General features: G+C 50.8%; 23 protein-coding genes. 22 read left to right on the forward strand and 1 reads right to left on the reverse strand.

The annotated features are described in order from the left end of the window. Positions 1 to 64: 64 nt before the first annotated feature. The 9 genes from DWZ44_RS04970 (at position 65) to DWZ44_RS05010 (ending at position 8160) form a co-directional block, all read left to right on the forward strand. The gene (locus DWZ44_RS04970; RefSeq protein WP_117804360.1) at positions 65 to 1504 is read left to right on the forward strand and encodes an ATP-binding protein; all 1440 of its coding nucleotides are present in this window, start codon (positions 65 to 67) and stop codon (positions 1502 to 1504) included. Positions 1505 to 1609: 105 nt separating this feature from the next. Beyond that, entirely contained in the window at positions 1610 to 2347 is a 738-nt protein-coding gene (gene truA, locus DWZ44_RS04975; RefSeq protein ID WP_117760794.1) for a tRNA pseudouridine(38-40) synthase TruA, read from the forward strand. 106 nt (positions 2348 to 2453) lie between these two features. Next, complete coding sequence (gene rsxC / locus DWZ44_RS04980) at positions 2454 to 3782, forward strand: electron transport complex subunit RsxC (protein WP_117804361.1); 1329 nt, start codon at positions 2454 to 2456, stop codon at positions 3780 to 3782. A gap of 13 nt (positions 3783 to 3795) precedes the next feature. Next, positions 3796 to 4752, forward strand: a complete 957-nt coding sequence (locus DWZ44_RS04985) for an RnfABCDGE type electron transport complex subunit D (RefSeq protein ID WP_117804362.1) — start codon at positions 3796 to 3798, stop codon at positions 4750 to 4752. Next, positions 4749 to 5387, forward strand: a complete 639-nt coding sequence (locus DWZ44_RS04990) for an FMN-binding protein (protein ID WP_022461370.1) — start codon at positions 4749 to 4751, stop codon at positions 5385 to 5387. The genes DWZ44_RS04985 and DWZ44_RS04990 overlap by 4 nt, the downstream gene beginning before the upstream one ends. Beyond that, positions 5384 to 6088, forward strand: coding sequence for an electron transport complex subunit RsxE (rsxE, locus tag DWZ44_RS04995; RefSeq protein ID WP_022461369.1), 705 nt, complete (start codon positions 5384 to 5386; stop codon positions 6086 to 6088). Before DWZ44_RS04990 ends, rsxE begins: the two co-directional genes overlap by 4 nt. Continuing rightward, positions 6085 to 6660, forward strand: a complete 576-nt coding sequence (gene rsxA, locus DWZ44_RS05000; protein ID WP_022461368.1) for an electron transport complex subunit RsxA — start codon at positions 6085 to 6087, stop codon at positions 6658 to 6660. The genes rsxE and rsxA overlap by 4 nt, the downstream gene beginning before the upstream one ends. A gap of 13 nt (positions 6661 to 6673) precedes the next feature. Beyond that, positions 6674 to 7468 carry an RnfABCDGE type electron transport complex subunit B gene (locus DWZ44_RS05005; protein ID WP_117509259.1) on the forward strand — a complete coding sequence of 265 codons (795 nt, stop codon included), beginning with the start codon at positions 6674 to 6676 and terminating at the stop codon, positions 7466 to 7468. A 191-nt stretch (positions 7469 to 7659) separates the two neighbouring features. Then, the gene (locus DWZ44_RS05010) at positions 7660 to 8160 is read left to right on the forward strand and encodes a heme-degrading domain-containing protein (protein ID WP_022461366.1); all 501 of its coding nucleotides are present in this window, start codon (positions 7660 to 7662) and stop codon (positions 8158 to 8160) included. A gap of 113 nt (positions 8161 to 8273) precedes the next feature. On the opposite strand, the gene DWZ44_RS05015 is transcribed toward DWZ44_RS05010, so the two are convergent. After that, entirely contained in the window at positions 8274 to 9164 is an 891-nt protein-coding gene (locus tag DWZ44_RS05015) for an RluA family pseudouridine synthase (protein ID WP_117804363.1), read from the reverse strand. A gap of 257 nt (positions 9165 to 9421) precedes the next feature. Here DWZ44_RS05015 and ftsH point away from each other — a divergent pair, with 257 nt between their 5' ends. From ftsH to hisS, 13 genes are all read left to right on the forward strand, one after another. Continuing rightward, complete coding sequence (gene ftsH / locus DWZ44_RS05020) at positions 9422 to 11281, forward strand: ATP-dependent zinc metalloprotease FtsH (RefSeq protein ID WP_117509257.1); 1860 nt, start codon at positions 9422 to 9424, stop codon at positions 11279 to 11281. Between the two features lie 152 nt (positions 11282 to 11433). Further along, positions 11434 to 13131 (forward strand): hypothetical protein, encoded by a 1698-nt coding sequence (locus tag DWZ44_RS18150; protein WP_158565830.1) that lies wholly within the window; start codon positions 11434 to 11436, stop codon positions 13129 to 13131. Positions 13132 to 13192: 61 nt separating this feature from the next. Further along, positions 13193 to 13585 (forward strand): TIGR04086 family membrane protein, encoded by a 393-nt coding sequence (locus tag DWZ44_RS18155; protein ID WP_158554962.1) that lies wholly within the window; start codon positions 13193 to 13195, stop codon positions 13583 to 13585. 133 nt (positions 13586 to 13718) lie between these two features. After that, a complete protein-coding gene (scfA, locus tag DWZ44_RS05030; protein WP_022461131.1) occupies positions 13719 to 13859 on the forward strand; it encodes a six-cysteine ranthipeptide SCIFF in 141 nt (46 codons plus the stop codon). Between the two features lie 117 nt (positions 13860 to 13976). Next, complete coding sequence (gene scfB, locus DWZ44_RS05035) at positions 13977 to 15335, forward strand: thioether cross-link-forming SCIFF peptide maturase (protein WP_117509255.1); 1359 nt, start codon at positions 13977 to 13979, stop codon at positions 15333 to 15335. Between the two features lie 24 nt (positions 15336 to 15359). After that, positions 15360 to 17639 (forward strand): protein translocase subunit SecD, encoded by a 2280-nt coding sequence (gene secD, locus DWZ44_RS05040; RefSeq protein ID WP_117804422.1) that lies wholly within the window; start codon positions 15360 to 15362, stop codon positions 17637 to 17639. Between the two features lie 79 nt (positions 17640 to 17718). After that, entirely contained in the window at positions 17719 to 19443 is a 1725-nt protein-coding gene (gene recJ, locus DWZ44_RS05045) for a single-stranded-DNA-specific exonuclease RecJ (RefSeq protein WP_117804364.1), read from the forward strand. A gap of 131 nt (positions 19444 to 19574) precedes the next feature. Beyond that, on the forward strand, positions 19575 to 20099 hold the full coding sequence (locus tag DWZ44_RS05050; protein WP_022461135.1) for an adenine phosphoribosyltransferase: 525 nt from the start codon (positions 19575 to 19577) through the stop codon (positions 20097 to 20099). Positions 20100 to 20146: 47 nt separating this feature from the next. Continuing rightward, entirely contained in the window at positions 20147 to 22444 is a 2298-nt protein-coding gene (locus DWZ44_RS05055; RefSeq protein ID WP_022461136.1) for a RelA/SpoT family protein, read from the forward strand. Positions 22445 to 22459: 15 nt separating this feature from the next. Next, a complete protein-coding gene (locus tag DWZ44_RS05060) occupies positions 22460 to 23083 on the forward strand; it encodes an MBL fold metallo-hydrolase (RefSeq protein WP_117804365.1) in 624 nt (207 codons plus the stop codon). Then, positions 23055 to 24554 carry a coproporphyrinogen dehydrogenase HemZ gene (gene hemZ, locus DWZ44_RS05065; protein ID WP_117804366.1) on the forward strand — a complete coding sequence of 500 codons (1500 nt, stop codon included), beginning with the start codon at positions 23055 to 23057 and terminating at the stop codon, positions 24552 to 24554. The genes DWZ44_RS05060 and hemZ overlap by 29 nt, the downstream gene beginning before the upstream one ends. Continuing rightward, entirely contained in the window at positions 24551 to 25231 is a 681-nt protein-coding gene (locus DWZ44_RS05070; RefSeq protein ID WP_117804367.1) for an HD-GYP domain-containing protein, read from the forward strand. The genes hemZ and DWZ44_RS05070 overlap by 4 nt, the downstream gene beginning before the upstream one ends. Then, a complete protein-coding gene (gene hisS / locus DWZ44_RS05075; RefSeq protein WP_055227609.1) occupies positions 25164 to 26420 on the forward strand; it encodes a histidine--tRNA ligase in 1257 nt (418 codons plus the stop codon). Before DWZ44_RS05070 ends, hisS begins: the two co-directional genes overlap by 68 nt. Positions 26421 to 26456 lie beyond the last annotated feature (36 nt).

Genomic DNA, 26456 nt, shown 5'->3' on the forward strand with positions numbered 1-26456 from the left:
CGCAAAATCAAACACAGAAAGATTTCGAGAGTACATAAAGAGTGCACAAGATAAGAGAGAACATATGAACATACAAGAAGCAAAAGAGACAATTGAAAAAGCCCTGCGCGCATACTTTGCAAGAGATGAAATTGGTTTTCCACTGGTTCCCCTCCGGCAGCAGCGTCCCATTCTCCTGATCGGCCCGCCGGGCATCGGAAAAACGGCAATTATGGAGCAGATCGCAGAAGAGTGCGGTGTGGGGCTTGTCGCCTACACGATGACACACCATACGCGTCAGAGTGCCATGGGCCTTCCGGAGATCTGCAAACGTGAAATCGAAGGGAAAACGGTACATACAACGGAATACACGATGAGCGAGATCATCGCCTCGATCTATGACCGCATGGAGCAGACCGGAAAGAAGCGGGGTATCCTCTTTCTCGATGAAATTAACTGCGTCTCCGAGACCCTCGCTCCGGTAATGCTGCAGCTTTTGCAGGACAAAAAATTCGGCAATCAGCACATCCCGGATGACTGGCTGATCGTGGCCGCCGGAAATCCGCCGGAATATAATAAATCTGTGCGGGAATTTGATGTGGCAACGCTTGACCGTGTGCGGAAGATCGAGGTGCTTCCCGAGCTTTCCGTCTGGCTCTCCTATGCAGAGAAAAATCAGATCCACAGCGCCGTGACAACGTACCTTATGGCACACAGTGACCATTTTTATTCTGTTTCGCAGGAAGCGGATGAGAAGCGTTTTGTGACAGCACGCGGCTGGGAGGATTTGTCGGCAGTGCTGAAAAGTTATGAAATCCTGCATTTTCCGGTCGACGAAGCACTGATCGGACAATATTTGCAGGAAGAAAAGACGGCGGAGGAATTCAGCTCGTACTACAGGATTTACGAAAAATATGGACAGGATTACGGTGTAGAGGAGATTCTGACCGGTGCATTTTCCGGAAAAATCATGGCAGAAAAACAGAAGATGGCGGCAAATGGTTCCGCAGAAGAGCGATCTGTACTGCTGTCTCTGTTTCATGCGGCACTTCAGAAAGAGGCATCCGGCTGCCAGAAGCAGGAGCACACGGCAAAGGAGCTCTCCGAGTGCTTTCGCCAGTTTACCGGGCTTTGCAGGCAGAAAAAAGATGAGACATACGCATCCTGGCTACAACAGAAAGAGCAGGGATTTGCAGTGTGCAAACAGCAGGGACTGCTGAAAAAGGGCGAGGAAGAAACGAATGCGCGGGTCTTGAAAAAGTTAAAAAAACTCGAGGAGACCGCTAAAAAATGTCGCAAAACCGATTCAGATCAGATGAAAGAGCTTTTTGAAACGGTATGTGAACTGGAACAGGAAAAAGTGGAGAAGGAAGTAAAGGATGTGAAACTGCAGATCCGCCGTGCCGCTGAATTTTTACAGAACAGCTTTCCGGGCGGAGCAGAAGTGGTGCTGTTTGAAGCAAATCTGGCGCGAAGTCCAGCGTTACGGAGCTTTTTGATTGAGAAAAGCATGGATGCCAAATGATAAGCTGCCACTTTGTAAAGAAGAAAATGGTTCTGAAAAGCCCATTTCTGGAGAAAAATGATTTGAAAGGAAGAGGAAGAACAGGACAGAGGAAGGAAGAAAAAGATGAATTATAAAATGATCCTGCAGTACGATGGCACGCGCTATAACGGCTGGCAGAAGCAGGGAAATACGGACAACACGATTCAGGGCAAGCTCGAAACGCTGTTGTCCAGAATCGCAGGAGAGCCGGTGGAGATCCACGGCGCGGGCAGAACCGATGCCGGCGTCCATGCGGCGGGACAGGTCGCAAATGCAAAGTTCCATACGGATCTATCCGATGAAGAACTTCTGCAGACAATCAACCATTATCTGCCGGAAGACATCGAAGTCACCAGCCTCGCGCGGATGCCGGAGCGCTTCCACAGCCGTCTGAATGCGGTGGACAAAACATACGAATACCGTATCGTGATCGATGGCAGAAAGCATGTTTTCGAGCGGAAATACGTGTATTTTCCGGAAGCACCGCTCGATGTGGAAAAAATGAAAGAAGCATCGAAAGCGTTTATCGGAACGTATGATTTCAGGAGCTTCTGTGCCAACAAACGTATGAAAAAATCGACGGTACGGACGATTACCGGAATTGATTTCTGCGAGAAAGACGGGATTCTTATCATTTCCTATACCGGAACCGGTTTTCTGTACCACATGGTGCGGATCCTGACCGGAACGCTTGTGGAGGCCGGGATGGGAAAACGGGATATCGCATCAATGACGGAGCTTCTCAAAGCAAAAAATCGCGAAAGTGCGGGTTTTCTTGCACCGGCATGCGGACTCCTGTTAAAAGAAGTCCGATATGAATAACCGAAATAATCAGGGCAATGCACCAGCCTTTTTTGCATAAAAAACCGAAAAAAGGCTGTGAATTGATAAATGCAGCATAGAAAAGAGAAAGGATGAGGTGAAAAGCATGTTTCAGAAGAAAAGAAATACTTTTCATGGCGGCGTTCACCCGTACGAGGGAAAAGAGCTCTCCAAGGACAAACCGATTGTCAAAGCGCAGCCGGGCAACTTATTGTATTACGCAGTGTCACAGCACATCGGAGCGCCTGCTGTGCCGATCGTACAAAAAGGCGACCATGTAAAAGCGGGACAGAAAATCGCAGAAGCGGGAGGATTTGTTTCGGCTCCTGTTTACGCATCGGTTTCCGGCACGGTAAAAGGAATTGAGAAAAAAGTTTCCGCAGCCGGTTCCCCGGTAGACTGTATCGTTGTGGAGAACGACGGGGTGTATGAAAAAGAAACATTTGAGGAGTGCCCGCACTGGGAAAAACTCGACGCAGATACGATACGGAACAAGATCAAAGAGGCCGGAATCGTGGGAATGGGAGGTGCAGGCTTCCCGACACACGTCAAAGTATCCCCGAAAGATCCGTCAGCGATTGACCACATTCTCGTCAATGGAGCAGAGTGTGAGCCGTATCTGACGAGCGACTATCGCAGAATGCTCGAAGAGCCGGAAAAGGTGATCGGAGGCTTAAAAATCATGCTGCATATGTTCCCGAAAGCAAAGGGAATCATCTGCATTGAGGACAACAAACCGGACTGTATCGCGAAATTTTGCGAGCTGGTGCTTCCGGGGGACAATATTGAGGTTTTGGAACTTAAAACGAAATACCCGCAGGGTGCCGAGCGTATGCTGATCTATGCAGCAACGGGACGAAAGGTAAATTCCTCCATGCTGCCGGCGGACGCGGGCTGTATCGTGGACAACATCGACACCGTAACCGCTATTTACCAGGCAGTCCGCTTCGGCGAACCGCTGATGAGCCGTATTGTTACCGTGACGGGAGATGCAGTACAGAATCCATGCAACTTTGAAGTGCCGGTCGGCATGCTCTTGTCCGAACTTTTAGAGCAGGCAGGCGGTCTGAAACATGAGGCAGCTAAGATCATCTGCGGAGGCCCGATGATGGGAAGAGCATTGTTTACAATGGATGTTCCTGTTACTAAGACAACATCTGCACTGACCTGCCTTACGGAGGATGAAGTATCTGCGCTGGCACCATCTGCCTGCATCAACTGCGGACGCTGTGTTTCCGTCTGTCCGGGTCAGATTCTTCCGGCCCGCCTTTCTGTTTTTGCGGAGCACGGTGAGGAAGAGAAGTTCCTGAAATATGGCGGAATGGAGTGCTGTGAATGTGGCTGTTGTTCCTTTATCTGCCCGGCAAGACGTCCGCTGACGCAGGAGATCAGCTCAATGCGTAAAGTGCTTCTGGCAAAGAGAAAGAAGAAATAGGGGGACCTTACATATGAATGGATTATTACACGTATCATCTTCCCCGCACGCACGGTCCAAGGTAACGACGGATAAAATCATGTTTGCCGTCCTGCTTGCCCTTGCCCCGGCAGCCTGCGTGGGAATCTGGAATTTCGGCCTTCGGGCGCTGCTTCTGATTGTGATTTCGATGGCAGTCTGTCCCCTGACGGAATATCTGTATGAAAAAGGAATGAAGAAACCGGTGACGATTGCCGACGGCAGTGCACTGGTAACCGGCCTTCTGCTGGCCATGAACATGCCGGTGCAGGCGCCTCTTTGGATGCCGGTGATCGGCGGTGTGTTTGCAATTCTCGTCGTAAAACAGCTTTTCGGCGGTCTTGGCCAGAACATTATGAACCCGGCGCTTGCAGGAAGATGCTTCCTTTTGATTTCCTTCCCGGGTCATATGACCAACTTCGCTGCCCCGGCAGCCGCACATCTTGTGGATACCGTATCCGGTGCGACACCGCTTGCCGCAGCAAAAGCAGGAGAGCAGGTGAATCTGCTGTCCATGTTCCTTGGGAATACGGCCGGAACGATCGGTGAGACTTCCGCACTGGCCCTTCTGATTGGCGGCATTTTCCTTGTCTGCATTCATGTGATTGACCTCAATATTCCGCTCATCTACATCGGAACAGAGCTTTTATTTGCCCTGATTTTCGGCGGCCACGGTTTTGATATCAACTTCCTTGGCGCGCATCTTTTTGGCGGTGGTCTGATGCTCGGCGCATGGTTCATGGCAACCGATTACGTTACCCGTCCGATCACAAAGAAGGGACAGTATATCTACGCGGTCATTTTAGGACTTCTGACCGGTGTATTCCGTATCTTTGGAAATTCGGCAGAGGGCGTTTCCTATGCCATCATCTTTACCAACCTTCTGGTTCCGCTCATTGAGCGCGTGACCGTGCCGGTTGGATTCGGAAGAGGAGGCAAGAAAAAAGCATGAACAAAATCATAAAAAACGCACTGATTCTTGCGGCGATCACGCTGATTGCCGGATTGCTTCTCGGGGCGGCACATCAGGTAACCCTGGAGCCGATCCAGAAACAGCAGGAGAAAGAAAAACAGGAATCCTGTCAGAACGTATTCCCGGAGGCAGCTTCCTTTGAAGAAGTAACAATGAGCGATGCAGAACAGGCAGAGCTTACGGCAGCACTGATCGGCCACGGTTTTGAAGCACAGACGATTGACGAACTGCTGCTTGCAAAAGACGCATCCGGCGCGACGATCGGCCTGGTTGAGATCATCTCCACAACCGAAGGCTATGGCGGCGGCATGCAGTTCTCGATGGGAATTGCATCGGACGGAACGACAAAAGGAATCTCTTTCCTGTCACTTTCCGAGACGGCCGGCCTTGGTATGCGTGCCGACACAGACGATTTCAAGAATCAGTTCAAGGATAAAAACGTAGAAGCATTCTCCTACACAAAATCCGGCGCATCCGCGGATGATGAAATCGATGCGCTGAGCGGAGCAACTCTGACAACGAACGCTGTAACAAACGGTGTCAATGCAGGAATCTGCTGTTTTAACTACTGCAACGAATCCGGTCTGCTTTCCGGAGAGGGAGGGAACTCATGAGAAAAGATACGCCGCTGGAACGGCTTTATAATGGTATCATAAAAGAAAACCCGACCTTCGTCATGATGCTGGGTATGTGTCCGACGCTTGCGGTTACCACTTCTGCAAAGAACGGTATCGGCATGGGCCTTGCGACGATGGTCATCCTGACCGCCTCCAACCTGATGATTTCCCTGCTTCGGAAAATCATCCCGGACGGCGTGCGTATGCCAGCATACATCGTTGTTGTGGCATCGTTTGTAACCATCGTGGAATTTTTGATGGAAGGTTTTATTCCGGCACTCTATTCCGCCCTTGGCATCTACATCCCGCTGATCGTTGTAAACTGTATCATCCTGGGACGCGCCGAGGCATATGCTGGAAAACATGGTCCGATCCCGTCTTTATTTGATGGTATCGGCATGGGCCTTGGATTTACCGTCGGCCTGACCCTGATCGGTATGTTTCGTGAGCTGATCGGAGCTGGAACCCTGTTCGGTATCCAGGTAATGCCGAGTGCTTACGAGCCGGTCAACATCTTCATCATGGCGCCGGGTGCATTCCTTGTGCTGGCAATGCTCGTTGCGGTGCAGAACCGCATCAAACGCCAGAAGTCAGAGAAAACCGGAAAACCGGCAGTCCCGGCAGAAGAGACCGGCTGTATGGCATGCGCCAATAAGGCATACTGCCAGGCTGTGAAAGGAAAGGAGGAAGCGAAATGAAAGAACTGATTTTAATTGCGATCGGTGCGGCGCTGGTGAACAACGTTGTCTTAAGCCAGTTCCTCGGCATCTGTGCTTTCCTCGGTGTTTCCAAAAAGATGGATACGGCGGCCGGCATGGGCGGAGCGGTTATTTTTGTCCTCACGATTTCTTCATTTGTGACAAGTCTGATTTACAAATTTATCCTGGCACCGGCAGAACTTGATTATCTGAAAACGATCGTTTTCATTCTTGTCATCGCGGCGCTGGTACAGCTCGTTGAGATGTTCCTGAAAAAGACGATTCCGTCTCTGTATCGAGCGCTCGGCGTTTACCTTCCGCTGATTACAACAAACTGCGCGGTACTCGGTGTGGCACTCATCAACGTACAGAAGGATTACACGATTCTGCAGGGTACGGTTTACGGTCTGGCAACCGCAATCGGCTTTACGATTGCCATGGTGCTGATGGCCGGCCTGCGGGAAAAGATGGAGTACAACGATATCCCGGAGTCATTCAAAGGAATGCCGATCGTTCTTCTTACGGCTATGCTGATGTCAATGGCATTTATGGGATTTTCCGGAATGATCTAGGAGGGATGAAGAGATGAATGGTATTTTAGCAGCCACCCTGATGGTGGGTGGAACCGGCCTTTTGATTGGTATTCTCCTTGGAATTGCCGGAAAGAAGTTTTATGTGGAAGTGGACGAGCGCGAGACGAAGGTCCGTGAAGCGCTGCCGGGCAACAACTGCGGCGGCTGCGGTTACCCGGGCTGTGACGGAGCGGCGGCTGCAGTGGTAAAGGGTGAAGCCCCGATTTCGGTCTGTCCGGTCGGCGGAGCGCCGGTTGCGGCAGCGATCGGTGCCATTATGGGACAGGAAGCCGGAGCACAGGAGCGCAGAAAAGCAGTGGTACGGTGCGCCGGTACGTGTGACGTGGCAAAGAACAAGTATGAATACACGGGTGCAAGGGACTGCTCCTACGCTGGTTTTGTACCGGGCGGCGGTCCGAAGAGCTGCGGAAACGGATGTCTTGGTTTTGGAAACTGCGTGAAGGCATGTAAGTTTGATGCGATCCATATTGAAAACGGCATTGCCGTTGTGGACGGCGAAGCGTGCAAGGCATGCGGTGCCTGCGTGAAGGCCTGTCCGAGAAATCTGATCGACCTGATTCCGTATGAGCAGAGGATCACGGTGAAATGCCGCTCAACCGAGAAGGGCAAGGCGGTGATGGCAGCGTGTGAGATCGGCTGTATCGGATGTAAGAAGTGCGAGAAGAACTGCCCGTCGGATGCAATTCACGTTGTGGACCAGCGCGCGGAGATCGACCCGGCAAAATGTACAGGCTGCGGCCTCTGCGCGGAGAACTGCCCGCGGAAGTGTATTATGGTAGAAAAATAAAAATGAGAAATTCCATGCTGTGGGAGGGAACTTCTGCGGCGTGGAATTTTTGCTTTTCGGTGATATCGTGTTAGCCAATGCCGGGGGTGGCTGGCTTGACTTGAATTTGGGAAAATGATAAACTGAAAGTCAGAAAACGAGGGGCAAAAAGCTAAAAAAATATAAAATAGCAGAAAGGACGGGGCAAAAGTATGACAATGACAATGGATGAACTGATGAAAGTGCTCGATATGCAGGAGGATATTCTGCAGTTTACGCATTTTACAAATGCAGACGCATGGGAACTGGGAACGATGATCCTGATGGAGGCAAGACGGCGCGGAGCACAGGTTGGCATCATGATCCGCAGAAGCAACGGGGAAGTTGTATTCCAGTATTGTGATAACGGCATTACGCCGCACAATGTGGAGCTGATGAGACGGAAGAGCAATTCGGTGCTTCTGACGGAGCGGAGTTCGCTGCAGCTCTACATGGCAGCGACGAATGCGCCGGAGAGCGTAAAACAGATGGTACTGGACCCGAAGGAATACGCAATGCTGGGCGGAGGTTTTCCGATCTGCGTGGAAGAAGTCGGCGTTGTGGCAACCGTAGCAGTGTCCGGCATGGGACAGGTTTCGGATCATGATGTGATTGTGAAATGCATCAGCAAATATTTGCATATCGATGAAGTACCGAGAATCAGAACTGTATGAAAATGATGATTGAAACTAAATTTTGTGTATGATACAATGTCACCGGCAAAAAGACATGACAGTTCCATCAGGGACAACAAAACCCCCGTGAGCGGCAACTCACGGGGGTTGGTTTATGTCAGCAGGTTTTGCATATCTTCCGGCAGTGGTGCGTGGAAGTTTAAGGGTTCTCCGGTGATCGGATGGACGAAGGAGAGCGATGCAGAGTGAAGTGCCTGGCGGGGGAAAGTGCCGGGAGTTTTGTTGTAGAGGGTATCGCCGAGCAGCGGATGGCCGATGTAAGCCATGTGGACGCGGATCTGGTGGGTGCGGCCGGTTTCGAGATTGAGTTCGAGATGGGAGAAAACGGAGCAGTGCGCGAGGGTGCGGTAATGGGTTACGGAGCGCTCGCCGGAGGCAAAGTCGACGGTGCGCTGGATGAGGGAGCCGTTGAGGCGGGCGATCGGTGCGTCGATGGTGCCGGATGCAGCGGTTTCGCCGAGGGCGAAGGCCTGATACGTGCGGTGGATTTCGCGGGAGCGCATGGCCTGGGAGAGAACGGCGGCGCTTAAGGCGTGCTTGGCGAGCACGATAAGGCCGGTGGTGTCGCGGTCGAGGCGGTTGATACAGCGGTAGACGAAGGGTTCACCTTTCTGTTCAAAATACCATGCAATGCCGTTTGCCAGCGTATTTTCATAATTTCCAATCGACGGATGAATCGGCGTATCAGCGGGTTTATCCACAACGAGGATGTCGTCATCCTCATACACAACCGAAAACGGAACCGGCCGCGGCAGAATTCCGTCGGAGGGTTCTGTTTCGACAAGGTGCGTTTCGATCACATCCCCGGCGTGCACGGCCTGGCTCGTCCAGGCGCGGACGCCGTTTCGGAAAATGCCGTCCTCTGTGCGTTTTAAGCCCGTAATAATATGGCGCGAATATCCATGCCGGCGGAGAAACCATTCCACAGTCAGATTTTCCCGTTCCTCCTCCGGCGAAATCACATATGTAAACCTGTGTCCCATACACAAAACCTCCGTTTCTATAGCTTTTTTATCGAATGAACCCTGTCATTTCGGGGCAAAATTTCAAAAAGAGACTTTCCCAGTCTTTCGCAAGTATAGCCGAAAACAGATGGAAAAGCAAGAAACTTACCTTTCTATAGCGAAAATATAAAAAAGTATAAAAGTTTCATGAAATGTCAGAATTTGATTGATTTTAGCGAAAGAAAAGTTTATGCTACTAAAAAAGAAAGAAAATCAAGAAACAGGAGGGGATACAGATGAAACAGGTGCAAAAACCGAAAAAACCCATAATTTTTTATTATGTGATTGCGCTGATCGTCATTCTGCTGTTAAATCTTCTGCTTTTCCCGAGACTTCTCGAGCCAAAAGTAACAGAAGTTGATTACGGAAAATTTTTGCAGATGGTAGATAACAACGAAATCAGCGAAGTCCAGATCCAGTCAAATGAGATTATTTTCAGCGACAAATCAAGCCCGGCGAATTATTATAAGACGGGTGTGATGAATGATTACAAGCTGGTAGATCGTTTATATGAGGCAGGTATTACCGAATTCGGAACGCCGATCATAGAGCAGATGTCGCCACTCATGGAATTTCTTTTAACATGGGTAATACCGATCGTTGTGATGGTTGCGCTCGGACAGTGGCTGATGAAACGCATGACGAGCAAGATGATGGGCGGCATGGGAAATGCGATGAGCTTTGGAAAGAGCAACGCCAAGGTTTATGTACAGTCCGAAACCGGCATTAAATTTGCAGATGTTGCCGGAGAGGATGAGGCAAAAGAAATTTTACAGGAGATTGTTGACTTCCTGCATAATCCCAAAAAATATGAAGAAATTGGTGCAAAAATGCCGAAAGGAGCACTGCTTGTCGGCCCTCCAGGAACCGGTAAAACGCTGCTTGCAAAGGCAGTAGCCGGAGAGGCAAATGTTCCGTTCTTCTCCATTTCCGGTTCTGAGTTTGTCGAGATGTTCGTCGGCATGGGAGCTGCGAAGGTGCGTGACCTGTTCCAGCAGGCAAATGAGAAAGCACCGTGTATCGTCTTTATCGATGAGATCGATACCGTCGGCAAAAAACGTGACGGCGGCGGATTCTCCGGAAACGACGAGCGTGAGCAGACCCTGAACCAGCTGCTTGCCGAGATGGATGGATTCGATGGAAAGAAAGGCGTTGTCATTCTGGCAGCGACGAACCGTCCGGATTCCCTGGACCCGGCACTTCTTCGTCCGGGCCGTTTCGACCGCCGTGTGCCGGTTGAACTGCCTGACTTAAAAGGCCGTGAGGAAATCCTGAAAGTCCATGCGAAAAACATCCGCGTGGGCGACAATGTCGATTACAATGCGATCGCACGTATGGCATCCGGTGCTTCTGGTGCAGAACTTGCCAATATGATCAACGAGGCAGCACTCCGTGCCGTCCGTGATGGAAGAAAATTCGTCACCCAGGCGGATCTGGAGGAGAGCGTTGAGGTTGTCATCGCCGGATACCAGAAGAAGAATAAGATCATGACCGACAAAGAGAAACTGATCGTTTCCTACCACGAGGTCGGCCATGCACTCGTCGCAGCACTGCAGAGCCATTCCGCTCCGGTTACGAAGATCACCATTATCCCGCGTACGTCCGGCGCCCTCGGCTATACGATGCAGGTGGATGAAGATGAGCATAATCTGATGAGCCGTGAAGAGCTGGAAAATAAAATTGCAACCCTGACCGGCGGCCGTGTGGCAGAGGATCTGGTGTTCCATTCCATCACGACAGGTGCTTCGAACGATATCGAGCAGGCAACGAAGGTGGCAAGAGCCATGATCACCCGCTTCGGTATGAACGAGGAATTTGGTATGGTTGCATTTGAGACGGTAACGAACCAGTACCTCGGCGGTGACACTTCCCTGGCATGCTCCGAATCGACAGCAGCACAGATTGATGAGAAGGTTGTTGCAGCAGTCAGAAAACAGTACGACAAAGCAGAGCAGCTCTTAAAAGATAACATGCCGAAACTCCACGAGCTGGCAAAATATCTGTATGAGAAAGAGACGATCACAGGTGATGAGTTTATGGAAATCCTGAATTTATCCCCGGATCAGCTCACGACAACGAGAATGGAAACAAACTAAAAAGCGATAAAAGCAGATGAGAATCCCGCGTTTCAAGGCGACTTCAGCCTTGCGCGGGATTCTTTCTTGTGCTATAATGCTGTAATGCGAAATTATGACACAAAAAGACAGATTTTTTTAGGATAGACCAAGAGAACATAAGGAGAAACGCAATGAAGAAAAAACAGGCATGGAAAGTGATGGGTGCTGTCCTTGCGGGCACACTGGTATTTTCCGATGCAGTTCCGCTCCGTGCCAGCGCATCGGCAGGAACGGAAAAAAGCGCAGTACAGAACGAAACTGTCTCCGGAACGGAGAACGGTACAGAGACAAAACGGGCAGCCGTTTATGTGAATCTGAAAACCGGCGATGATACGGCAGACGGTACAACGGCAGAGACAGCAGTAAAAACCGTGGAAAAAGCACAGGAGCTTCTTGCGGTTGCAGCGGCAGAACTGCAGGCGGACGGGAAAACAACCGAAAAAAACACTGCTGCAGATACCAGCAAAACGGCAGCGGAGGAAGCAGCAGAAAAATATCTGGTATTCGTCGGAATGGATGAAAAAGAGCTGGAAACGTATCGAAAGAAACAGCAGAAAACAGACTTCAGGGGAAGAGTAACAGATACCGTTTTTGCGGCAGATGAAATCGTGGTGACAGAAGCCGGATATGAGGCTGTTCTGGCAGCAGAAAAAGCAAAAGAAACGGTTTCGGAAACACCAACGCTTGCGCCAGGCGAGTCTCCGGCACCGGATGCGGCAGAAGATACCGTAACACCAACTCCGGGTCCGACGGAAACGCCGGATGCAGAGCCAACCGCAGAACCAACGGTGACCCCGGACGCAGAACCGACGGAAACGCCGGACGCAGAGCCGACCGTAACGCCGGCGGAGGAACCAACGGCAACTCCGACACCGGATGCGGACAACGGAGAAGATACAGGGGATACACCAACGGCAGCGCCGACACCGGATGCGGAACCGACCGTAACGCCGGAAGTAACTCCGACGACAGCACCGGGCGAGAATACCGATGACAGTGAAAATCCGGAGAATCCGGAAACTCCGGCAGAAGATCCAACCGTGACACCTGCCCCGGATGATACAGCAAAAGACGATCCTGCAGCAGATGATACAAACCAGGACGATACAAACCAGGATAACCAGAACGGAACGGGAAATGATGCATCATCGGACCAGTGGAAACAGGATGAAAATCTGGATGACCTTGTAAAAGATGAAATTCAGAAAGAAAACGAAACCGTAAAAAATTTCGATGAAATTTCCAATCCATCCGGTACGGACAGCACAGAAGACGGCTATCTGATCTCCAATGTCTCTCTTTTGATCCAGCCGGTGGCAGTAAGTCTGTCCAGAAGCCTTGTATCAGAGGAGCAGACGGAAACAGCAGAAGCTGAGACGGCGGACGAAGGCGAGCATGAACTGCTTGCAGCTGCAGAGCAGAAATCCAACCTGAGTGCAGGTGAAATGACAGCAAGTGCAGCCGATGACGTAAGTACGCTGCGTGCCGCAGGAACGATCCTTGTAGGACCGGACAACTACGGAACGAATAAGACATCCACTCCGACTCCGACAGCCACACCGTCGAAGAGCAGCAGTAACAACAGCTCTTCCAATTCCAATACCGGAAGCACAAAGATTCCGCAGAAGAAGACACAGACCACTGTAAGCATCCGCAGCATCCCGGTCAACACCGGCGATGAGACGATGGTGCTTCCGCTGGCGATCAGCTCCGCACTTTCTGCAGCCGTTATGTTCTGCATGGCATTCCTTCAGATGCAGGCGAAACGCGCAAAGAGCATGGCCGCATGGCTGGAATTCAAAAAGAATCATCCGTTTGACGAAAAATAAAGAAACAGGCATATCCGGAAAAGCCATTCCATACATTTACAGTATGGGAGGGCTTTTTCTTATGGAAGAAAAGAAAACATGGGCGGTGGGTGCGGGCAGCGGGATCAGCTGGCTGAAGGCTCTTCTCGTTTCCTATCTGATCTCGGTGCTTCTTCTTTTGCTGCTGTCTTTCCTGCTCTGGAAATTTTCCTGGAAGGAAAGCTGGGTGCAGGCGGGCATTGTGGTGATCTATCTGGCATCAAGCTTTTCCGGCGGAAGAATGGCAGGAAACATGGCGGGAAAACGGCGGTTTCTCTGGGGCATCTGCTTTGGAATCGTGTATTTTGCCATTCTGATCATCGTCTCCGCAGTCTTCCTGCCGGGCGGATTTGCCGGAGCCGGAAGACTTCTGTGGGCGGCAGCAGTCTGTGCCGTCGGCGGAATGGCAGGCGGAATGACGGCACACGGCAGATAAAAGCGGACAAAACAGAACATTTTTTCAAAAAACAGACTTTTAAATTTGAAAAACCTATGCTATAATGGGAAGAGCTAATGGCCGAAGACTATAAAAAAGTCGCGCGTCAACTACAATGAAGGAGGAATGTGCCATGAAACACATCAAAACTTTAAATACAAAAAGCTTACAGAACACTGTAAAAAAAGGTGGATGCGGTGAGTGCCAGACATCCTGCCAGTCCGCATGTAAGACTTCTTGCACCGTAGGCAACCAGAGCTGCGAGCATAAGTAAAAGTAATCCATAAGGACGAGTAAAAGGTGTTCCCAGAACCGGTTTCGCCGGATTTGGGAACATTCTTTTTGCCAGGCACATCAAAAAAAAGAGAGAGTTATAGAAAGGAATACCACAGTGATACATTTATATAAAAGCAATGGCTTCAACATGGTGCTGGACGTCAACAGCGGCTCCGTCCATGTTGTGGATGACTGCGTATACGATGTCCTTTCCTGCATGAACGAAGGAAAAAATGCAGAAGAGGCAGCAGAGGCGCTTAGCAGTAAATATGCCGAGCAGGACATCACCGAAGCCAGAGAAGAAATTCAGGAACTTACAGACAACGGCATGCTCTTTACAAAAGACATTTACGAAAACGCAATTGATCAGTTTTCCAACCGTCCGACCGTCGTAAAAGCACTCTGCCTCCACATTGCACACGACTGCAACCTTGCCTGTCGTTACTGCTTCGCAGAAGAGGGCGAGTATCACGGAAGACGTGCACTGATGTCCCTGGAAGTCGGCAAAAAAGCGCTTGATTTCCTGATCGCAAACTCCGGCAGCAGAAGAAACCTCGAGGTAGATTTCTTCGGCGGTGAACCGCTGATGAACTGGGATGTTGTAAAACAGCTCGTAGCCTACGGAAGAGAACAGGAGAAGTTACATAACAAGAACTTCCGTTTCACCCTGACCACCAATGGTGTTCTCTTAAACGACGAGGTCATGGAGTTCTGCAATAAAGAGATGGGCAACGTCGTATTAAGTATCGACGGAAGAAAAGAAGTTCACGATCACATGCGTCCGTTCCGCAAAGGTGCCGGAAGCTACGATCTGATCGTGCCGAAATTCCAGAAATTCGCTGAGCTTCGTCATCAGGATAAATACTATGTGCGCGGAACCTTCACGCATTACAACACAGACTTTGCAGCTGATGTTCTCCATCTGGCAGACCTCGGCTTCAAGCAGATCTCGGTTGAGCCTGTTGTAGCGCCTCCGACCGAGGACTATGCGATCCGTGAGGAAGACCTTCCGGTGATCTTCGAACAGTACGACATTCTGGCAAGAGAGATGATCAAGAGGGAAAAAGAGGGAAGAGGCTTCAATTTCTTCCACTTTATGATCGATCTGACCGGCGGACCATGTGTTTATAAACGTCTTTCCGGCTGCGGTTCCGGAACCGAGTACCTTGCGGTAACACCGTGGGGCGATTTCTATCCGTGCCACCAGTTCGTAGGACAGGAAGATTTCTGCCTCGGAAATGTTTACGAAGGCGTGAAAAAGACAGAAACTGTCAACGAATTCAAAAAATGCAACGTTTATTCCAAGAAGGAGTGCAGCCAGTGCTTTGCACGGTTCTACTGCAGCGGCGGATGCGCGGCAAACTCCTACAATTTCACAGGTAAGATCAACGATGTTTACGAGATCGGATGCAAGATGCAGCAGAAACGGATCGAGTGTGCATTGATGATAAAGGCAGCTCTGGCCGAAGATTAAAGAAAAGAGGAAAATCGCGACATGATGAAGAAGAAACAGAGTATCATCGCACTCGTCCTGGCAGCCATTGTAACAGTGCTTCTTGGATGGACGATGATCAAAGGATGGGGTCCTACCGGAACCGGTTCGATGAAGAACATCAACCTGGGTCTGGATCTGTCCGGCGGTGTCAGCATTACCTATCAGGCCGTAAAGGACAACCCGACAGACGAAGAAATGTCAGATACCCGCTACAAGCTGGAACAGCGTGCGCAGCAGTACAGCGAAGAGGCACAGGTATATCTGCAGGGCGACAACCGTATCACCATTGAAATCCCGGGTGCAACCGATGCAACCACCATTCTGGAAGAGATGGGTAAACCGGGAAGCCTGTATTTCATCAAACAGACCAACGATGACGGAACAGAAAACTACACCTACGACAGCTCGACCGGCGAGTACGTTCTGAACGGAAAAACTATCGAAGAGCTCGAGGAGGACGGCTCCGTCGTTCTGACCGGTAAAGATGTGGAGAGCGCAGAAGCCATGCATCAGCAGAACTCCACCACAAAAGCAACCGAGAGCGTCGTTCAGCTGAAAATGACCGACGAAGGAAAACAGAAATTTGCAGACGCAACCCAGGAAGCCTACAGCGCAGGAAAGAGCATCGGTATCTATTATGATGAAAAATTCGTCAGTGTACCGAGTGTAAACGCTGTGATTTCCGATGGTACTGCAGTCATCTCCGGCGGAAACATGGACTGGGATGAAGCAACCAGCCTGGCATCCACCCTCCGTATCGGTTCCCTTTCCCTGAAACTTGAGGAGATCAACTCCAGCGTCGTTGGAGCACAGCTTGGATCTGCAGCTGTTTCCACCAGTGTAAAAGCGGGAGCGATCGGCATTGTACTGATTATCCTTTTCCTTGCAATCGTATATCGCCTGCCTGGTATTGCTGCCGGATGGGCACTGCTCATCTATGTTGAGCTGAATCTGATTGCTTTAAATGCATTTGACCTGACATTGACCCTGCCTGGTATCGCAGGTGTTATCCTGTCGATCGGTATGGCGGTCGATGCGAACGTTATCATCTACGCCCGTATCGAGGAGGAGATCGGTGCCGGAAAGACGGTTCATACGGCAATCCGCGACGGATTCAAGAAGGCAGCTTCTGCCATCCTGGACGGAAACGTGACGACCCTGATTGCAGCAGCTGTTCTGTATGCGCTTGCGAGCGGAAGTGTCCGCGGATTCGCCATGACACTTGCTCTTGGTATTGTTCTTTCCATGTTCAGCGCCATGGTTGTTTCCAGACTGCTGGTCAACAGCCTGTACGGTATGGGACTGAAGGATGCGAAATACTACGGAACCAAGAAAGAGCGCAAGGGATTTCCATTTGTGGAAAAGAGAAAGATCTTCTTCACGATCTCCTGCATTCTGCTGCTTGCCGTTCCGGCCAGCATGATTTTCATGCATCAGACAAAGGGAAGCGCACTGAACTTCGGCCTTGACTTCAAGGGCGGTACTTCCATCAACGTTCCGTTCAACGAGGATTACTCCATCGAAGAGCTGGACAAAGAGGTAGAGCCGGTTGTGGAAGGCGTGACAAAAGATTCCAATATTCAGATGACAAAGGTTGTCGGAGGCAACAATGTCATCATCAAAACACGTTCTCTGACTCTGGAAGAGCGTGAGCAGGTTTACCAGGCAATGGCAGACAATTTCGGTGTCGATACTTCTGAAATCACTTTCGACAACATTTCTTCTACTGTAAGTAAAGAAATGAGCCAGAATGCGATGAAAGCAGTTATCATCGCTGTAGTCTGCATGCTGCTGTACATCTGGATCCGTTTCCGCGACATCCGTTTCGCATCGAGTGCCATCCTTGCACTGATGCACGATATCGCCATTGTATTCGGATTCTATGTGGTATCCCGTATTTCGGTCGGCAGCACCTTTATCGCGTGTATGCTGACGATCCTCGGCTATTCCATCAACAGTACGATCGTCATCTTCGACCGTATCCGTGAGAATCTGCCGGAGTTAAAGAGAGAGCCGATCGAGTCCCTGGTTGACCGCTGCATCACGGACACCCTGACCCGAAGCATTTACAGTTCCCTCACCACCTTTATCACCATCTTTGTTCTGTTCGTGATGGGAGTTTCTTCCATCCGCGACTTTGCAGCACCTCTGATGGTTGGTATCGTATGCGGAGCTTACACTTCTGTCTGCATCACAGGTGCCCTGTGGTATGTGATGAAGCACGTTGGAAAAAACAAATATGTGCCGTCCAAAGCAGTACAGAATAAGACAAAAAATAAATAAAAGCAGCAAAAACCATAAAAAGAGAAACGCCGGACCGGAAAAGTCCGGCGTTTCCTGCTAACAGGAAAGAGGAGAACATATGAAGAAAGAACGCTGGGTAGTTTCGGCAAAACGCGCCGATTTCCAGGCAATTGCGGACCGGTTCGGCATCGATCCCGTCATCGCCCGCCTGATCCGGAACCGGGATGTGACCGGGGAGAAAGAGATCGAAGAGTATCTCTTCGGTGATCTGGAGCAGCTCCACGATCCGCTGCTGATGAAGGATATGGAGCGCGCGGCAGATCTGATCGCAGAAAAAATCCGGGAGAAAAAGCCGATCCGCATCATCGGGGACTACGACATCGACGGTGTTACGGCAACGTATATTCTGCTGACCGGCTTAAAAGATCTCGGTGCCGATGTGGATGTGCGTATCCCGGACCGGATTGCAGACGGATACGGCTTAAATGAGCATCTTGTGCAGTTTGCCGCGGATGAGGGGCGGGACATGATCGTCACCTGTGACAACGGCATCGCGGCGGGCAGTCAGATCCGTCTGGCAAAAGAGCTTGGCATGACGGTTGTTGTGACGGACCACCACGAGGTTCCGTTTGAGGAGGATGAAAACGGAGAACGCCGCTACATCCTGCCGCCGGCGGACGCGGTTGTCAATCCGAAACAGAAAGACTGTTCCTATCCGTTTCCGGGCCTCTGCGGTGCGGCCGTCGCATGGAAACTGATCCAGACGATGGAGGCAAAAGCAGGTATTCCAAAGGAGCACAGCTTCCGCTTTCTGGAATTTGTCGCCATTGCGACGATCGGTGATGTGATGGATCTGCAGGGAGAAAACCGGATTTTTGTAAAAGCCGGCCTTCGGGCGCTCCATAAAACGCAGAACCTCGGCCTGCAGGAGCTGATCCGTGTGCAGGGCATCGAGGCGGAAAACGTGACACCGTATCACATCGGCTTCGTTCTCGGCCCATGCATCAACGCATCGGGACGGCTTGACACGGCGGAGCATTCGTTAAAACTGCTCTGCGCAAAGACACGTGAGGAGGCTGCAAAGCTTGCCGGGGACTTGAAAGACCTGAATGAAAGCCGCAAAGAGCTGACGCGCCAGGGTGAGGCGAAAGCAATCGAGCTCGTGGAAACCTCCCCGCTGCAGAACGACAAAGTCCTCGTCGTCTATCTGCCGGACTGCCACGAGAGCCTTGCCGGAATCATCGCTGGTCGCCTGCGGGAGCACTTCCACAAACCATCCTTCGTACTCACCAGAAGTGAGGAGGGCGTCAAGGGCTCCGGCCGCTCGATCGAAGCGTATTCGATGTATGAGGAGCTCTGCAAATGCAAAGAACTGATGACGAAATTCGGCGGCCACCCGATGGCTGCGGGCCTTTCCCTCGCAGGAGAGGAGATGATCGAACCGTTCCGCCGGGCACTGAACGATAATTCCACGCTGACGGAAGAGGATTTCGTCGAAAAAGTTGTGATCGATGTGCCGATGCCGATCACCTACATCACCAAAAATCTGATCCGCCAGTTAAGTCTCTTGGAGCCGTTCGGAAAAGGCAACACGAAACCGCTGTTCGCACAGAAAGGACTGACTGTATTAAATTACCGCATTTTTGGAAAGAATAGAAACGTGGTGAAAGTACAGCTTGCCGATGCGGGCGGATACCAGATGGATGGTGTCTATTTCGGCGAGGGAGAAGCGTTCGCCGCATACGTGGATGCACATCCGACCCTCTCGGTAGCGTACTATCCGTCGATTGATACGTGGAACGGACGCGACAAATTACAGATCAATATCCAGAGTTATTTTTAAAGATGCAGAAAAGCCGCAAATACCTGATTTTTCTGCCCTGTTTTCTATCGGAAACAAAATTGACGCAGAAGAATATTGATGCTATACTGTAAGGTGAATTGTCAAACCTTGACGAAACGGAGGAATATTTTATGAAAAAAGTAGAGGATTACGTAAGAAGTATTCCGGATTTCCCGGAACCGGGTATTATTTTCAGAGATGTAACGAGTATCCTGCAGGACGCAGACGGACTGCAGCTTGCCATAGATGAGATGCAGCATTTTGTAGAAGAAGTAGACTGTGATGTAATCTGCGGAACCGAGTCCCGCGGCTTCATTTTCGGTATGCCGATTGCTTACAATCTGCACAAACCGTTCGTGCCGATCCGTAAAAAAGGAAAACTTCCTCTGGAGACCGTCGAGGAGAGCTATGACCTGGAGTACGGCAGCGCAACGATCGAGATGCACAAAGACTCCATCAAACCGGGCCAGAAGGTAGTCATCATCGACGACCTGATTGCAACCGGCGGTACCGTGGAGGCTTGTGCAAAAATGATCGAGCGCCTCGGCGGCGAAGTAACCAGAATCGTGTTCCTGATGGAGCTTGCCGGCTTAAAAGGACGCGAAAAACTGGCAAAATATGATGTAAAATCTGTCATCCGTTACGATGGCAAATAACGTATCCAACGAAACGCAGGGGTTAATCATGAGAGCGGAGGATACATATGGAAGAAGAGAAAAGAATCAGTGAAGAAGAATTAAAGAAGGATGTGGCGGCGGCAGAAGCCAGAATCCGCAAGACGGACGATTTTACAAGTCCGGAGGAATTATACGGGGAATTGATCGCTTCTGTGAAAAAATATCATCCATCGGACGATATTTCCCTGATCGAAAAAGCATACCGCGTGGCAGCGGATGCACATAAGGACCAGAAAAGAAAGAGCGGGGAACCGTACATCATCCATCCGCTCTGTGTGGCAATTATCCTGGCAGATCTGGAGCTCGACAAGGAGTCGATCGCGGCAGGCCTTCTGCACGACGTTGTCGAAGATACCGTCATGACCGAAGAAGAGCTGACCGAGGAGTTCGGCCCGGAGGTGTCCCTGATTGTAAGCGGTGTCACGAAGCTGGCACAGCTGAAATATTCTGCGGATAAGGTCGAGGAGCAGGCAGAAAACCTGAGAAAGATGTTCCTTGCGATGGCAAAGGATATCCGTGTTATTCTGGTAAAACTGGCGGACCGTCTGCACAACATGCGGACCGCACAGTACTGGTCGCCGGAGACGCAGAAGAAAAAAGCGCGTGAGACGATGGATATTTATGCCCCGATCGCACAGCGCCTCGGTATTTCCAAGATCAAGGTCGAACTCGATGACCTTTCTCTGAAATATCTGGAGCCGGATGCGTACTATGAACTGGTGCAGAAGGTCAGCATGAAGCGGGAGCAGCGGCAGGAGTTTGTCGATGCGATCGTAAAAGAGGTGACCCGTCATATCCACCAGGCCGGCATTGAGGCAGATGTCAACGGACGAATCAAGCACTTTTTCAGCATCTACAAAAAGATGGTCAACCAGCACAAGACGCTGGATCAGATCTATGACCTCTTTGCGGTCCGCATCATCGTGGAATCCGTCAAAGACTGCTATGCAGCGCTCGGTGTCATCCATGAAATGTACACGCCGATCCCGGGCCGTTTCAAAGATTACATTGCGATGCCGAAGCCAAACCGTTACCAGTCCCTGCATACAACCCTGATCGGACCGAACGGACAGCCGTTTGAGATTCAGATCCGTACTTATGAGATGCACCGGATTGCAGAATACGGTATCGCTGCACACTGGAAATACAAAGAGGCCTCCGACGGCAAGAAACCGGGACCGGAGCAGGAAGAGGAAAAACTGACCTGGCTGCGCCAGATTCTGGAGTGGCAGCAGGACATGGCGGACAACCATGAGTTCATGAACCTCTTAAAGAGCGATCTCGACCTGTTTGCCGACAATGTTTACTGTTTCAGCCCGGCGGGCGATGTCAAAACGCTTCCGGTCGGCTCCTGTGCCATCGACTTTGCTTACTCCGTCCACAGTGCGGTCGGCAACAAGATGGTCGGAGCGAGGGTCAACGGAAAACTCGTGCCGATCGAGACGGAACTTCACAACGGAGACCGCGTCGAGATCATCACCTCGCAGAACTCCAAGGGACCGAGCCGCGACTGGCTGAAAATTGCGAAGAGTTCCCAGGCAAAGAGCCGCATCAACCAGTGGTTCCGCCAGCAGAACAAGACGGACAACATCGTCAAAGGCAAGGAAATGCTCACCAGCTATGCAAAGCTGAAGGGCAAAAACCTTGGAATCTATACGAAACCGATGTACGAAGAGGCTGTCATGAGAAAGTACGGCTTCCGCGACTGGGATTCCGTTCTTGCGGCCATCGGCCACGGCGGCTTAAAAGAGGGCCAGGTCCTCAACAAGCTGATTGAGACGTACGAAAAGCAGCATAAAAAAGAGATCACCGACGAGCAGGTGCTCGAAGCGGCATCCGGAGAGAAGGTTCTGCCGGTTGGAAAGAGCAAGGGCGGCATCGTCGTGCGTGGTATCCACGATGTGGCGGTGCGCTTTTCCAAATGCTGCAACCCGATCCCGGGAGACGAGATCGTGGGCTTTGTCACAAGAGGACGCGGCGTGACCATTCACCGCACCGACTGTGTCAATGTCCTGAATCTGCCGGAATCCGAGCGGGCGCGCCTCATTGATGCTGAATGGCAGGCAGAGGACAACGGCGGCTCTCTCTATACCGTGGAGATCAGCGTTTACGCAAACAACCGTACCGGTCTTCTGGTGGATATCTCCAAGATCTTTACCGAGCGGAAGATCGACCTTGCGGCGATGAACGTGAGAACGAGCAAGCAGGGAACGGCTTCCATCGATGTGACGTTCGACGTGCACAACAACGAAGAGCTGAACAGCATCATCGAGAAGGTGCGCCAGGTGGAGAGCGTGATTGATATTCAGAGATCGAGAGGATAAAAAGGAGAAAAGCGTATGATAAAGGTAAATTACCGGGCACTTGGAATGCTCTCGACAAACTGCTACGTTGTGGAAAATCCGGACAGCCAGAAGGTGCTGATCGTGGACCCGGGCGATTCGCCGCTGGAGATTGAACGCCAGATCGACGAGATCGACGGCGACCCGGAGGCCATTCTGCTGACCCATGGCCATTTCGACCATATGCTGGCAGCGGATGCGTTGCGGAAAAAGTACCATATCCCGGTCTATGTCCATGAAAAAGAGCAGCACCTGCTGGGGGATCCAAAGGAAAATCTTTCCGGGCTCTGGAGCAAACCGTACACGATGCAGGCGGACAAAACCGTAAAAGAGGGCGATGTGCTGCATCTCGCAGATTTTGAAATCCACGTTCTTGCGACACCGGGGCACACGGCAGGCGGTGTCTGCTACTATATTCCGGCAGCGAAAACACTTTTTTCCGGTGATACGCTGTTCTGCGAGTCCTACGGAAGATACGACTTCCCGACATCCTCCGGCAGAGAGCTGACCGCGTCGGTCAAGCGCCTGTTAAAAGAGCTTCCCGGGGATGTGACCGTGTATCCGGGCCACAACGATGAAACTACGATTGAACATGAAAAGAGGTACAATCCCCTTGCTTAATATCAGCCTTTGTTTTAACAGAAAAGATTTTGAATACGATGTGTATTCCCTGATCAAGGCATTCTATCCCGGCTGCGAGATCACCTCGTGGTACGAAGAGGATGGAGCGCCGGACGGGGAATTTGCATATTATGATAAGATCCTGTACGCGGCAGACCAGATCTGCTTTTCCATAGAAAATGAGAAGCACGAAGAGCTTTCTGCCGCGTGTGAGGCGGTGGAATATGAAAAAGACCGCCACGAAACGAAAAATGTCCTGAAACGGATGGTCTATCGCACGCTCTCGAAAGTGAGCGGAAAAGAACTTCCGTGGGGCGATCTCACCGGCATCCGTCCGACGAAAATTCCGATGAAGATGCTGGAAGAGGGCAAAACAAATGTAGAGATTGCGAAATACATGCGCGAGACCTACTACACCAGCCCGGAAAAGACGGCACTTGCAATCACGATTGCCAACCGGGAAAAGGATATTTTAAAGACGATCGACTACGAGCACGGCTACAGCCTGTACATCGGCATTCCATTCTGTCCGAGCATCTGTCTGTACTGTTCCTTCGGTTCCCATGTGTTAAGCCGCTGGGCCCATATGGTAGATCCGTATCTGGATGCGCTGATCAAAGAGCTGACCTTCATCAGCGAGCGTATGAAAGACTATACACTTGATACGATCTACATCGGAGGCGGAACGCCGACGACGCTGAATGCAGCACAGATGGAACGTCTGCTTTCGAAGGTGACAGAGCTCTTCCCGATGGATCAGGTGCAGGAGTTTACCGTGGAGGCAGGACGGCCGGATACGATCCATGAGGAGGTCTTAAAGGCCATCCGCAAATTCCCGGTGACTCGTATTTCGATTAACCCGCAGACGATGAACCAGGAGACACTGGATCTGATCGGACGCCATCATACGGTGGAGGAGATTGAAGAGAAGTTCCGCATGGCGCGTGACCTTGGTTTCGACAACATCAACATGGATCTGATCGTTGGTCTGCCGGGCGAGGACAGGGAAAAAGTGGCGCATACCCTGGAAAAAGTGGAGGCGCTGAACCCGGATTCCCTGACGGTCCATTCCCTTGCATTGAAGCGTGCGACGAGACTCAATTTGTTCAAAGACAAATATCAGGAAATCTCGTTTGAAAATTCCGCTGAGATCATGAAAATGACGATGGACAGCGCACATCGCATGGAGATGGGGCCGTATTACATGTACCGCCAGAAAAATATGGCGGGAAACTTTGAGAATGTAGGTTATTCCCGGGAAGGAAAGGCCGGTATTTACAACATTCTCATTATGGAAGAAAAACAGTCCATTCTGGCTGCAGGAGCCGGAGCATCCACGAAATTCGTGTTTGACCACGGAGAGCGCATTGAGCGGGTGGAAAATGTGAAGGATCTGAAAAATTATGTGGAGCGTATCGATGAGATGATCGAGAGAAAGCGTATCGGAATGGAGAAGTATCTGCCAAAATGAAAAAAAAATCCAGTCAGCAGCTTCACATGCTGCGATATACCCTGACCGAACAGCTCATCCACGGCATGGAAGTGAGTAATCTGGCTTACGATCTTGCGCGGGAACTGGGGTATGAAAAAGAAATTTGCTATGAGCTTGCAAAAGCGGGCGTTCTCCACGACATCGGAAAGGTTGTCCTGGAGAATTACGTAGAAGAACAGGATACGCTCGTTGTCGAGGAGATGCGCTTTGTGCGGACCCATCCCACACTGGGATATGAGCTGCTGCAGGGACGCGGATACTCCGATTTTGTGCTGGAGAGCATTCTGTACCACCATGAAAATTATGACGGAACAGGATATCCTGCGAATCTGGCAGGAGAAAAGATTCCGTTTGGGGCGCGTATTTTGCGTATCTGCGATGTGTACTGCGCACTGACCTCCGACCGCCCGTACCGGAGCGCGTTTACGCAGGAACAGGCGATGGAGCTTATGGCAGAAGAAGTCAAAAATTTCGATCTGAAAATGTTCCTGGCATTTCAGAGAGTGATCCACAGCGGCAGCCGGAAAGCGATCGAGCTTTCTGATGTCGATGAATTGATCCAGGAAATCATAAAGGAGAAAACAGAAAATGGCATTAAAGAAGAAACCGGTTACCGGAATGAAAGATATTTTACCGAAAGAAATGGCAATCCGTGACTACGTGATCCGTCTGATCAAGGAAACTTACGGAACCTTCGGCTTTACCTCCATGGAGACCCCATGCGTGGAGCACATCGAAAACCTGAACAGCAAACAGGGCGGCGAGAATGAGAAACTGATTTTCAAGATCTTAAAAAGAGGAGAGAAGCTGAAACTCGAGACCGCTGAGAAAGAAAACGATCTCGTAGACAGCGGCCTGCGTTATGACCTGACCGTTCCGCTCTGCCGTTACTATTCCAACAACGCAAACGAGCTTCCGTCCCCGTTCAAAGCACTTCAGATGGGAAATGTATGGCGTGCAGACCGTCCGCAGAGAGGAAGATACCGCCAGTTCATGCAGTGCGATATCGATATCCTCGGCGAGCCGACCAACCTCGCAGAGATTGAGCTGATCCTTGCTACCACCACACTGCTTGGAAAACTGGACTTCAAGAACTTTACGATCCGTATCAATGACCGCCGTATCTTAAAAGCAATGGCAGCCTACAGCGGATTCCCGGAGGAGTCCTATGACACCGTATTTATTATCCTCGATAAGATGGATAAAATCGGTTTTGAGGGCGTTGCCAAAGAGCTCGAGGAAGCCGGCTTTGCAAAAGAGTCCGTAGAGAAATACCTGAAAATGTTCGAGGAGATCACCCCGGATACCGCAGGCGTAGAGTACTGCCGTGAGAAACTTGAGGGATTCCTTGACAAAGAGTACGCAGACGGCCTGAAGACCATCATCGACAGTGTCAATGCCGTGAAGACCGCAGAATTCAAGATCGCTTTCGATCCGACTCTGGTGCGCGGAATGTCCTACTACACCGGACCGATCTTCGAGATCGCTATGGATGAGTACGGCGGATCTGTCGGAGGCGGCGGACGCTACGATGAAATGATCGGAAAATTCACCGGAAACCAGACCTGCGCATGCGGATTCTCCATCGGATTTGAGCGTATCGTTATGCTTCTGCTTGAGAGAGATTACCAGATCCCGGGCGCGCAGAAGAAAAAAGCGTACCTGATCGAGAAAAACATGCCGGCAGAGGGAATGCAGAAGATCATTCAGCAGGCGACAAAAGAGAGAAGTGAAGGCACGGCCATCAACATCGCCGTGATGAAGAAGAACAAGAAATTCCAGAAAGAGCAGCTTGCCAGCGAGGGCTACACTGAGATCGAAGAATTTTTTGTTGACAAAATGTAAGGAATATCCAATAATAGTAATCGCATGAAAAAACGA

The sequence above is a fragment of the Blautia sp. AF32-4BH genome (assembly GCF_003460565.1).
In the GTDB taxonomy this organism is placed as follows: domain Bacteria; phylum Bacillota; class Clostridia; order Lachnospirales; family Lachnospiraceae; genus Fusicatenibacter; species Fusicatenibacter saccharivorans.

What these genes read in the sequence shown, in the direction of transcription:
- DWZ44_RS05050 (WP_022461135.1), top strand. Translation starts at nt 19,575, where the DNA reads ATGAAAAAAGTAGAGGATTACGTAAGAAGTATTCCGGATTTCCCGGAA.
- DWZ44_RS05070 (WP_117804367.1), top strand. Translation starts at nt 24,551, where the DNA reads ATGAAAAAAAAATCCAGTCAGCAGCTTCACATGCTGCGATATACCCTG.
- DWZ44_RS05060 (WP_117804365.1), top strand. Translation starts at nt 22,460, where the DNA reads ATGATAAAGGTAAATTACCGGGCACTTGGAATGCTCTCGACAAACTGC.
- rsxE (WP_022461369.1), top strand. Translation starts at nt 5,384, where the DNA reads ATGAGAAAAGATACGCCGCTGGAACGGCTTTATAATGGTATCATAAAA.
- hemZ (WP_117804366.1), top strand. Translation starts at nt 23,055, where the DNA reads ATGAAAAGAGGTACAATCCCCTTGCTTAATATCAGCCTTTGTTTTAAC.
- DWZ44_RS05055 (WP_022461136.1), top strand. Translation starts at nt 20,147, where the DNA reads ATGGAAGAAGAGAAAAGAATCAGTGAAGAAGAATTAAAGAAGGATGTG.
- DWZ44_RS05015 (WP_117804363.1), bottom strand. Translation starts at nt 9,164, where the DNA reads ATGGGACACAGGTTTACATATGTGATTTCGCCGGAGGAGGAACGGGAA.
- truA (WP_117760794.1), top strand. Translation starts at nt 1,610, where the DNA reads ATGAATTATAAAATGATCCTGCAGTACGATGGCACGCGCTATAACGGC.
- DWZ44_RS05005 (WP_117509259.1), top strand. Translation starts at nt 6,674, where the DNA reads ATGAATGGTATTTTAGCAGCCACCCTGATGGTGGGTGGAACCGGCCTT.
- recJ (WP_117804364.1), top strand. Translation starts at nt 17,719, where the DNA reads ATGAAGAAAGAACGCTGGGTAGTTTCGGCAAAACGCGCCGATTTCCAG.
- DWZ44_RS05010 (WP_022461366.1), top strand. Translation starts at nt 7,660, where the DNA reads ATGACAATGACAATGGATGAACTGATGAAAGTGCTCGATATGCAGGAG.
- DWZ44_RS18150 (WP_158565830.1), top strand. Translation starts at nt 11,434, where the DNA reads ATGAAGAAAAAACAGGCATGGAAAGTGATGGGTGCTGTCCTTGCGGGC.
- scfA (WP_022461131.1), top strand. Translation starts at nt 13,719, where the DNA reads ATGAAACACATCAAAACTTTAAATACAAAAAGCTTACAGAACACTGTA.
- DWZ44_RS04990 (WP_022461370.1), top strand. Translation starts at nt 4,749, where the DNA reads ATGAACAAAATCATAAAAAACGCACTGATTCTTGCGGCGATCACGCTG.
- rsxC (WP_117804361.1), top strand. Translation starts at nt 2,454, where the DNA reads ATGTTTCAGAAGAAAAGAAATACTTTTCATGGCGGCGTTCACCCGTAC.
- DWZ44_RS18155 (WP_158554962.1), top strand. Translation starts at nt 13,193, where the DNA reads ATGGAAGAAAAGAAAACATGGGCGGTGGGTGCGGGCAGCGGGATCAGC.
- ftsH (WP_117509257.1), top strand. Translation starts at nt 9,422, where the DNA reads ATGAAACAGGTGCAAAAACCGAAAAAACCCATAATTTTTTATTATGTG.
- DWZ44_RS04970 (WP_117804360.1), top strand. Translation starts at nt 65, where the DNA reads ATGAACATACAAGAAGCAAAAGAGACAATTGAAAAAGCCCTGCGCGCA.
- secD (WP_117804422.1), top strand. Translation starts at nt 15,360, where the DNA reads ATGAAGAAGAAACAGAGTATCATCGCACTCGTCCTGGCAGCCATTGTA.
- hisS (WP_055227609.1), top strand. Translation starts at nt 25,164, where the DNA reads ATGGCATTAAAGAAGAAACCGGTTACCGGAATGAAAGATATTTTACCG.
- DWZ44_RS04985 (WP_117804362.1), top strand. Translation starts at nt 3,796, where the DNA reads ATGAATGGATTATTACACGTATCATCTTCCCCGCACGCACGGTCCAAG.
- rsxA (WP_022461368.1), top strand. Translation starts at nt 6,085, where the DNA reads ATGAAAGAACTGATTTTAATTGCGATCGGTGCGGCGCTGGTGAACAAC.